Consider the following 1,417-nt stretch of genomic DNA (forward strand, 5'->3'; position numbering starts at 1 on the left):
CACAAGCGGCTCGAGGGCTCGAAGTTCGTCTGGCCGCAGGTTCGCGACGGCGTGATGCGCATGTCGCCGGCGATGTTCGCGGCCTTGTTCGAAGGGCTGGATTGGAGACTGGTTCGCCCCGAGCGGGCACGGCGTCCGCAGCTGGCCGGATGAGTGTGGCACAGTGACTCAGGTGCCTTGTCTCCAATGGCGTTATCGGAGATCATGTGGTTGATTTAGTGCATGAATCTGACGGTTCTCCAGGAAGAGAACGAGCGTTTGAAGGCGCTCCTCGCCGAGGCGCAGGCAGCTTTGGCAGAGTCCGAGGAGGCGCGCCGCCGCCTGGAGAGCGTCGTCAGCCAGCTCAACCACGAGAAGTTCGGCGCCAAGTCCGAGAAGCTGCATCCCGATCAATACCACCTGCCGCTCGAAGACGTGGAGATCGCGCAGGGCGTGCTCGATGCCGCGCAGGAAAAGGCGCAGCGGGTCATCCGGGGGCGTTCGGACGGCTCGTCCGGTTCGCGCCAGCGCAATCGTGGCCACTTGCCTGCCCATCTGCCGCGGGTGGAGCGGATCATCGAGCCCAGGAGCACGCTGTGTCCGTGCGGCTGCGGCGAGATGGCCAGGATCGGCGAGGATGTCAGCGAGCGGCTCGACGCAATCCCGGCGCAACTGCGCGTGCTGGTCACGCGCCGCCCGAAATACGCTTGCCGGCGCTGCTCGGGCGCCGTCGTGCAGGCGCATGCGCCCGAGCATATCGTGCCTGGTGGCCTGCCGACCGAGGCGCTGATCGCCCAGGTCATCGTCGCCAAGTTCGGTGATCATTTGCCGTTCTACCGGCAGGCCGAGATCTACGCCCGCCAGGGCATCCAGCTGGATCGGGCGACACTGGGCAACTGGGCAGGCCGGGCCTGCTTCCATCTCAAGCCCATAGCCGATCAGATGCGCGGGCATCTGGCTGCGGCAGAGCGCCTGTTCATGGACGAGACCACGGCGCCGGTGCTCGATCCCGGACGCGGCAAGGTCAAGAAGGGCTTCTTCTGGGCAATCGCCTCCGATGATCGCGGCCATGGTGGCCAAGGCCCGCCCATCGTGCTGTTCCACTATGCGCCGGGGCGCGGCGGCGAGCATGCCGAACGCTTCCTTCAAGGCTTCGGCGGACAGTTCCTGCAGGTTGACGCCTATGAGGGCTATGACCGGCTGACACGCCTGGAGCGGCCACAAGGACCGTGGCTGCTCGTCCATTGCTGGAGCCACCTGCGCCGACGTTTTGTGAAGCTGGCGCGCAACACCAAGTCCCCGATCGCCGAAGCTGCCGTGCGCCAGATCGCTACGCTCTACGCCGTCGAGGCGACGGTGCGCGGCATGACGCCACAAGCTCGGCTCGCCGCCCGACAGCAGTACTCCACCCCGATCATCGCCGCCTTGAAGCCGTGGT

The 1,417-nt window shown here is 66.3% G+C and carries 2 protein-coding genes; both read left to right on the plus strand.

Annotated features, from left to right (window positions below):
* Positions 1–54: 54 nt before the first annotated feature.
* Positions 55–153: a hypothetical protein gene (locus NKJ08_RS38695; protein ID WP_352786397.1), complete on the plus strand. Its 99-nt coding sequence runs from the start codon at positions 55–57 to the stop codon at positions 151–153.
* A gap of 69 nt (positions 154–222) precedes the next feature.
* Positions 223–1,417, plus strand: a 1,195-nt coding sequence (tnpC, locus tag NKJ08_RS38700; RefSeq protein ID WP_352786395.1) for an IS66 family transposase, incomplete at its 3' end; no start/stop codon positions are given.

This window comes from Mesorhizobium sp. M0244 (genome assembly GCF_040321795.1).
Classification (GTDB): domain Bacteria; phylum Pseudomonadota; class Alphaproteobacteria; order Rhizobiales; family Rhizobiaceae; genus Mesorhizobium.

Bases quoted from the DNA above. Each gene is read 5' to 3' on its own strand.
- NKJ08_RS38695 (WP_352786397.1), top strand. From the start codon at position 55: ATGCGCATGTCGCCGGCGATGTTCGCGGCCTTGTTCGAAGGGCTGGAT.